The 7,866-nt window shown below is 45.5% G+C and carries 8 protein-coding genes; 6 read left to right on the top strand and 2 right to left on the bottom strand.

Annotated elements, in window-relative coordinates:
- Positions 1–90: 90 nt before the first annotated feature.
- On the bottom strand, positions 91–570 hold the full coding sequence (locus CA600_RS30145; protein WP_094874767.1) for a GAF domain-containing protein: 480 nt from the start codon (positions 568–570) through the stop codon (positions 91–93).
- 228 nt (positions 571–798) lie between these two features.
- On the opposite strand from CA600_RS30145, the gene CA600_RS30140 reads away from it, so the two are divergent.
- The 3 genes from CA600_RS30140 to CA600_RS30130 all read left to right on the top strand — a co-directional run bounded on the left by CA600_RS30140 (position 799) and on the right by CA600_RS30130 (position 3,358).
- The gene (locus tag CA600_RS30140) at positions 799–1,080 is read left to right on the top strand and encodes a hypothetical protein (RefSeq protein WP_094874766.1); all 282 of its coding nucleotides are present in this window, start codon (positions 799–801) and stop codon (positions 1,078–1,080) included.
- A 184-nt stretch (positions 1,081–1,264) separates the two neighbouring features.
- On the top strand, positions 1,265–1,825 hold the full coding sequence (locus CA600_RS30135) for a GNAT family N-acetyltransferase (RefSeq protein WP_094874765.1): 561 nt from the start codon (positions 1,265–1,267) through the stop codon (positions 1,823–1,825).
- 24 nt (positions 1,826–1,849) lie between these two features.
- Positions 1,850–3,358 carry an MDR family MFS transporter gene (locus CA600_RS30130; protein WP_094874764.1) on the top strand — a complete coding sequence of 503 codons (1,509 nt, stop codon included), beginning with the start codon at positions 1,850–1,852 and terminating at the stop codon, positions 3,356–3,358.
- Positions 3,359–3,472: 114 nt separating this feature from the next.
- On the opposite strand, the gene CA600_RS30125 is transcribed toward CA600_RS30130, so the two are convergent.
- The gene (locus tag CA600_RS30125) at positions 3,473–3,940 is read right to left on the bottom strand and encodes a MarR family winged helix-turn-helix transcriptional regulator (RefSeq protein WP_042123913.1); all 468 of its coding nucleotides are present in this window, start codon (positions 3,938–3,940) and stop codon (positions 3,473–3,475) included.
- 344 nt (positions 3,941–4,284) lie between these two features.
- On the opposite strand from CA600_RS30125, the gene CA600_RS30120 reads away from it, so the two are divergent.
- The 3 genes from CA600_RS30120 to CA600_RS30110 all read left to right on the top strand — a co-directional run bounded on the left by CA600_RS30120 (position 4,285) and on the right by CA600_RS30110 (position 7,829).
- The gene (locus CA600_RS30120; protein ID WP_094874763.1) at positions 4,285–5,628 is read left to right on the top strand and encodes an MFS transporter; all 1,344 of its coding nucleotides are present in this window, start codon (positions 4,285–4,287) and stop codon (positions 5,626–5,628) included.
- Positions 5,629–5,829: 201 nt separating this feature from the next.
- Entirely contained in the window at positions 5,830–6,570 is a 741-nt protein-coding gene (locus tag CA600_RS30115; RefSeq protein WP_179281789.1) for an ABC transporter ATP-binding protein, read from the top strand.
- On the top strand, positions 6,549–7,829 hold the full coding sequence (locus tag CA600_RS30110; protein WP_143812234.1) for an ABC transporter permease: 1,281 nt from the start codon (positions 6,549–6,551) through the stop codon (positions 7,827–7,829). Before CA600_RS30115 ends, CA600_RS30110 begins: the two co-directional genes overlap by 22 nt.
- Positions 7,830–7,866 lie beyond the last annotated feature (37 nt).

The raw sequence follows: 7,866 nt of genomic DNA, 5'->3' as shown, positions 1-7,866 counted from the left end.
ATTTCTCGCTTAAACGCTTACCGTCCTTATGAGGACGACGAAGGCGTTTATGCTTGACCTATCAGAAAGTATATATTTGTGAGAGGATTTTTAGATAGCTTCCGATACTAAAGCTGCGAACCGCTCCAGAAACCGGCGTTCCTCGTCATCAAAGCGATCCTTAAGCGGACTGTCGATATCAAGCACGCCAAGCAGGCGGTCATCTTTTAGTAAAGGAACAACAATCTCGCTGTTAGAAGCTGCATCACAGGCAATATGACCTGGGAATGCATGCACATCTCCTACTACAAGTGTGCGTCGCTCTGCGGCTGCCGTTCCGCACACCCCGCGAGATAGCGGAATTCGAATGCATGCAGGGAGGCCTTGAAAAGGTCCAAGTACTAGCTCCTTGCCGTCAAATAAATAAAAACCGGCCCAATTCGTATCCGGTAGAGCGTGTTTAAGTAGTGCCGAAGCATTAGCCAGATTGGCTGTAGCACTTGGTTCGTCCTTCATCAATGCTTCGAGTTGGATTAGAACGGCTTCAAACTGCTCGCTGCGCGTTCCATCATAGGGCATAGCTTGAAACATGAAGCATCACCTTCCTGTACTTTAAATTCAATATGAAACCATTAACTGTAACTAACAACATAGTACAGCTATGAGGGGTACGTCAAGACACAACATTAATTTGTAATATTTTGGGATGGGTCAAACTCCCTCTGTAGCGCTGAACCCTTGTGGTGATGTTTCCAATGAACTGTCATAGGGTAATGCAAGAGTAAATACCGAAGGCTTTGTTGCCAGAAGGAGTGGAATATGCGCGCTGATGTACAGAACTTGTTCATAGGAATCCACATGCTTTATTGTGCCCATGATAAAGATGTGACGATCTCGGAGATGCTGCTCGGACTGGAAGACATGGGGTATCGTGTAGGAGAACGCGAAGTGAAACAGGAATTGGAAAAGCTGACGCTGGACAACTTTCTGACTGCACATAGTGAAGGGTACAGTATTACTGGCACGGGTATTGAAGAGTTCAAGGATATTCGAGCCAAACTTCAGGTGCTGTGTAGTGAAGTTATTCAGGGAGCAGAATGAAATCATTTAACTCAAAGTTTCATAAAAGCGTCTGTATCAAGGGAGAATTAACCTTTTGATGCAGGCGCTTTTTACGTGAGAGGATACAATTTGTTCTTTTCTATGTTAAAAAAATTAGAACTTTTAGCTTAAGGATATACTCTTGAATGATGTATAATTGATAAGTTGAAGGGGGAGCGGAGAATTGTATCTATGCAATGGAGTGACACCTACACTGATCGGTAGAAGATTAAAATTATGTGCTATGACTACAGAGCATGCGTCAGCGTTATTTCAGGTTTGGTCTGATCCGGAAGTTACTCTCTGGCTGGGTGCACCGGCATTATCCTCTATAGAAGAGACGAAGCAGCTTATAGACCTTCTATCACAGATGGCTCAGGAAGAGGAGAGCTTACGTTGGAGTATTATTGGACCTGGGGAGGAAGTCATAGGTAGCTGTGGGTATAACCATTGGCAGCTTCAGGGGGCTTACCGTGGTGAAATAGGCTGTGATCTGTCGCCTGCCTTTTGGGGGCTTGGATATATGAAAGAAGCACTTGGTCTTGTACTCGATTTTGGTTTCAATATTATGGGCTTGAATCGGATTGAAGCGTTCTGTCATCCAGATAATATCCGTGCGGAGAGGCTGGTTCATACGCTTGGATTTCAGAAGGAAGGCTTACTGCGTCAATACAGGCAGATCGCTTCCGGCTTTCAGGATACTGCTCTCTATGCTTTACTGCGCGAGGAGTGGCAATCCACTTAATACATAAAGAGAGGGTTTGGAACATTGAAGTCAACAGGGGATTTAGAACGTAAACTAATATTAACAGGGGTACTGCTGGCCACGTTTCTGGCGGCCATTGAGGGGACTGTAACAGGACCAGCCGGGCCGGCGATTGTAGGCGACTTTCAGGGAATGCAGTGGCTGAGCTGGATATTTACTTCATATTTACTGGCAATGGCTATTACTACACCTATTTTTGGCAAAATCAGTGATCTGTTCGGACGCAAACCTGTATTCATGTGGGGAGCGGCTGTTTTTTTACTAGGCTCATTATTATGCGGCATATCTCAAAGTATGGAACAGCTGATCCTGTTTCGCGCGATACAGGGGATCGGTGCGGGTGCACTTATTCCAATGACCTTTACTATTATCGGTGATATTTACAGCATTGAAGAAAGAGCAAAGACACAAGGGCTGCTAAGCTCTGTATGGGGGATTTCCTCTTTGGTAGGGCCACTGCTTGGTGGCTATGTGGTAGATTACTTAAGCTGGCGCTGGGTATTTGTATTCAATCTTCCATTTGGCATATTGGCCATGGTATTTATTGCACGTTATCTGAAAGAAGAGAAGGTGCGTCGGAAGACACAAATCGATGTGGCAGGTGTTCTTCTGTTCGCAGCAGGCATGGGGGCTTTACTCTTTGGACTGTCCACTGGAGGACAGAATCTGGCATGGACTTCTCCATTACTACTGGCAACACTGGGTGCAGCGGTTATCCTGTTAATTCTATTTTTGTTTGTGGAGCGCCGTGCACCAGAGCCTATGCTTCCACTGAACTTATTCTCAAACCGTAACATCGCGGTATCAACGGGTGCTAACCTGCTGGTAAGTACCTTAATTATTGGACTTTCTACGTATATCCCCTTATGGGTGCAAGGCGTATCTGGAAAAAGCGCTGCAATCTCAGGTTTGCTGCTTGCACCAATGTCTGTAGGTTGGATGCTTGGGTCAATAGCAGGTGGACGGATGATTCTGCGCGCGGGCTCTCGCCGGACGGCAATGCTTGGGTTGATGATGATTGCTGCCGGAGCAATTGGACTGGTCTTCTTGACTGGAGAATCTTCGCAGCTAATACTCTTAGGCTTAATGCTGGTCTGTGGAGTGGGCTTCGGATACTCTTCTACGGTCTTCACGATTATCGCTCAATCTTCGGTTGCGTACGATCAACGTGGTGCGTCCACAGCGCTTAATGCATTTACCCGTTCACTGGGTCAGACCATTGGGGTAGCTATATTTGGTTCTTGGCTGAACTTGAATATTGATCAACTGTTGCGAAAACAACCGGATTCAAACGTAACAGGTGAAGATATTAATAAGCTGCTCGGCTCGCATACAGGAACTAACCTGTCTGGTGAAGTATCCAACAGTTTGCGTGGTGCACTTGAAGGAGGACTTCATTCACTATTCATCGTGATGGCAGTATTCGCTGTCTTATCACTAATTATATCTTGGGGTTTGCGCAAGGGTGTACCTTCGGTAGAGGATGCTACTTCTTCTTTGAAAAAGGCATAACTCATTCTCTAAATCATATAAAGAAGCCCGACCGGGTATTTACCGGTCGGGCTTCTTCGTGCGATAACAGCTTGTCTAACACATATGAAGTAAAAAGCAGCCTAGCCTCTAGCTCTACTTACGGGGAAGAGGGGAAAGCTTCTCAGCTTGCAGGCCCATCTTCTTGAGCAGAGTGATCATTTGTTCCTTCTCTTCATCATTTAGTCCGCTGAAAGCAAGATGAAGACGCTCTGAGTATTTCGGATACATCTCATTCATGAGACGTTCGCCTTCCGCAGTCAACTCCGCGAAAATCACACGACGATCACTTGGACAAGGCTTGCGCTGCAAATAGCCGCGTTCTTCAAGCTTGTCGATTACGTAAGTCACGTTGCCGCTTTGTAGCAGCAGTTTGGCGCCAATTTGTTGAATGGGCTGTGGTCCCTTATAGTACAACACTTCCATGACGGCAAAGGCAGTAGGATTAAAACCTTCAATTTTGCTACCAGTAACAGCATGCTCATTAATGCTTTTAAAGGATTTGGCAAATACCCGGTACAAATGTAGTGTTAATTGTGTATCACGTTCATAAGATTGTATCATGCTTCTCCACCCTTTATCGTTAATCATGTGAACTCGTCGCACGTTCTGTAATCATATCTATTAGTGCACGGTTTACCTGTGCAACGAACTTTGAGATAACAATAGAATACGTGAAAGATCGGATGAAGAACATGTGATTTGTCACAATGAGCAACTTTTAATTATTAAAAATCAAACAATTTTTTGAATATGTTGAAATTGAATGTTTTTCACCTCAGTCTCTGAAAGGATATTAATTTCATTCCACGGTTCAAGTGCCATTTACGCCCCGAGACGGATGAATCTCATTCTCCAATATTTTACTATTATTTTATCGAGAAATAGTAATGGGGAGTGAAGGAAGGATGGAGGAACATCATATTCATGCTTTAAAAGAAAGTAAGCTAACCGCGAATAAGCCATTTATGTTGCTTATCGCTGCACAGCTTGTATCGAACATAGGAGACTGGTTGCATATATTGGCACTATTGACGATGGTAGGATTCAAATGGAATGCTACGCCATGGGAGATTACGGCCCTATCTTTATGTATGGCTGTGCCTCTGCTGTTAGGAGGTCCGTTTGCCGGCTATTTAAGTGACCGTTTCAACCGCAAGGCACTAATGATTGGTTCAGATATAGCCCGTGCAGCGGTGGTTATTTGCTTGGTATTTGCAGGCTCGCTGTGGCAGGTTTATGTGCTGCTGCTGGCTAAGGGATGTATGGATGTGCTGTTCTCTCCGGCCAAAAGCGGAAAGATTAAGGAACTTGTGCCTGTGGCTCAGATGGATAAAGCAATGGCGCTTAGCTCATCTATAGAGCAGATAACTAAAATTGTGGGTCCAGCGCTTGGTGGATTGCTAGTTGCAGCCTTCGGCATATCTGTTTGTTATATGATCGATTCTGCTACATTCGTTTTATCGGCGATCATTTTGCTTGGATTACCGCGTACAGCTGCAATTAAGAAGAAAGATACGGAAACAAGCGGGGGGGATACGGAGGTACGTAAATCCTTCCGCCAAGAAATGTCGGCAGGTCTGCAAGTGATTGCAGGAATGCCTGTAGTGCTGTGTGGCATTGTTATGTTGGTACTGGTGCTGCTAATGCTACAGATCGGAGACTCTCAGATTGTAACGTTATTCCGGGAGATTCCAGGTGTGAACGGAGATCTCCTGGGGTGGTGTGTAGCAGCCAGTGGCTTTGGAACCTTACTATCTGCGCTGCTTGTAAGCCGATTAGGCAGTGGTAAGCATCCGCTTATTTTTATGGGATTAGGGGCTGTAATCATGGGCGTTGTCTTCTCGGGTGCAGGAATCGTAACTGCTCATGGCCAAGCGGGAATCTGGATGAACATTGCTTTGTTTGGGTCCTTCATGTTTGCTGGTGTGGGTGCAGGATTAGCGTTTATCCCCTTCAATTCAATGCTCCAGCAACGGACACCTGCGGAATACACAGGTCGTGTATTTGGAACCATTGGCAGTCTTACAAGCGCAGCTGTTATTCTAGGACCTGTAGCCGGTGGAGCCTTAGTGACAGCATCGGGGCCGGTATCTGCCTTTATTCTATCTGGTTTGCTTACAGGATTGTTAGGACTAGGGTTGTTAATGCTGCGTGGTAAAATCGAACGCAGGGATGAGGCGGCGATCAAGAAGCAGGAAGGAATAGCTGCGACGAATAACATGGAATTTGTAGGACAGACCTCCCTTTGATGGGAGGTTTCTTTTATTCGCTATTGCACAGGGCTTAAGTTATTATTGTGAAAAAAGCAGCTTGATTATTTTCAGGAAAAATATATAGTACGATTAGATAAGTTGCGATTGCCTCTGTTGATCATTTGAATATCATTCATATACGTAATAGAGAATGCAATTTATAATAGTACCTATTAGAAGTTTTAGGAGATGGAGAGTATGGAGAAGGTAGATACAATGATGGATACCGATAGCTACGACGACATTGTGCTCGATGTTGAGATCGATGAAGCTGGCTATGAAGCGGGAGATCCTTGCATATTCGATATTTCTTTTCAAGTGAAGCGAGGGCAACTGCTCGGATTGATCGGACCTAATGGTGCTGGGAAAAGTACAACCATTAAGACCCTGCTTGGTTTGTTGAAGAATACCAAGGCTAAGGTGTCTTTTAGTGGAGTTAATAAATCATACGCTTATGTACCGGAGCAACCTGTGTTTTATGAGGATTTGACATTGTGGGAGCACTTGGATTTAGCGGCCGCTGCCTATGGACTGAAGTACGAACAGTTCGAAGAAACTGCAGAAAGACTGTTGAAGCAGTTTGGTATGGGCCATGTGCGCAATGATCTTCCAGCTGGATTCTCTAAGGGCATGAAACAAAAAATGATGCTAATGCTTGGCTTTTTGGTACAGCCGGATGTGTATATTGTGGACGAGCCATTTATTGGTTTAGATCCTCGGGCTACGAAAGATTTCCTGCGGCTGCTGGAAGCGGAGCGGAAGCGTGGAGCTGGTGTATTAATGTCCACACATGTACTGGATACTGCAGAGAAAATATGCGATGATTTCGTACTGATCTCCGGGGGAAAGGTTGCCGCCTCGGGAACACTCGAAGATATACGCGATTATGCTGGGCTGCCGGAGGCGTCGTTGTTTGATTGCTTCGACGAACTGACATGAGTAAGCAGGGCAAGCGGGCATTTGCTTTTTCTAATGCCAAACAATTATTCAGACGGCGGCTATTCTCTCATTGGCGTGAGCAATCCGCTATTATCCGTACGGCGGCTGATTGGACCGTGCTCTTATATATTCTTATTCCCGGAGGTTTTCTGGGCGGGCGGTTGTATTATGGATTCTGGAATGAGGGGCTACCAGCTTGGAGCGAAAATTTGCCGTTTATGCTCATTCTTTCATTATTAGTACTTCTGATCTGCAATGGGGGCTTGGTGCTATTGTTGCAGGAAGGCGATCTATTATTTCTTAGACAAAGGCAGCGCTGGATAAATACGATCGTATTTCGAGGATTACTTTACAGCCTGATTGTAACATCGCTGAAGTTCGTTGTGGCTTTTGCACTGTTATTGCCTTTTCTGATTCGGGGATTTGAGATGACGTCATCGGAGGTGTGGGCGCTGTTCGCTCTGACCTTGGCGTGCAGCTGGTGTGTTAAGTTACTTGGACATCTTGTAAAAGTACAAAAGCATGGTTGGCGGCGCTGGTTGTGGCTGTTTCTGGCGATCTCCGTCCCGAACGCTATCTATTTCAGAGTAGCTAGCCTTTGGAGTGATCGTCCGCTCTTCATTTGTCTCAGTGCGGTTGTATTTACAGTCGTTGCAATAATCGCCTTCCGTTGTCGCTTAGTGATGCGTGGGACATTTATGAACGACGTGCGCGAAGACTACAAGCAGCGAATGAAGATAGCAGCCATACTGCTTCGCAATGTTCTGGATAAACCTCGTCCGACTCGCCATAAGCCGTGGATTTTCCGGAAGTCACAGCCTTTGCTTAAATCAAAGACTGCCGAGAGCCGGTTCTCTGCGGCAGCGATTAAGGCACTTGTGCGGAATCCGGCCCATTTGAAGCTTTACTTTGCTTTTACAGCCGTGTCCGCTGTAGCGATCCTTATCATTCCATCGGGGTTCAAATGGCTGGGATTTGTAGTCTTAACATCGCTTATGACGTTTTGGCTGTTCTCTTTCTGGTCGTTGTTTGTTGGTGATGATTACATTGGGATCCTTCCGTTTACGAAAGAACAAAAAGCTGAAGCAGGTATGCATGCGGTCCCTATCCTATTGCTTCCCTTTACCATGATTTCCTCCGCACTGATCTGTCTCTCTTTATATGGATGGTGGGGGCTCATCTTGTTCATTCCGGTTGGATACATGGTTGGACTCTTTATCAGCAGAATATTTGGTACGTTCCGGCTGGGCAAAGATTGATAGATAGAACTAAAAACAGCGTGAATTGAGAAGCTTC

Origin of the sequence: Paenibacillus sp. VTT E-133280, assembly GCF_002264385.1 — a bacterium.
GTDB classification, from domain to species: Bacteria; Bacillota; Bacilli; order Paenibacillales; family Paenibacillaceae; genus Paenibacillus_AQ; species Paenibacillus_AQ nitricinens.
Note: the sequence above shows the minus strand (reverse complement) of the source record. Positions and strands in the feature narration are given on the sequence as shown.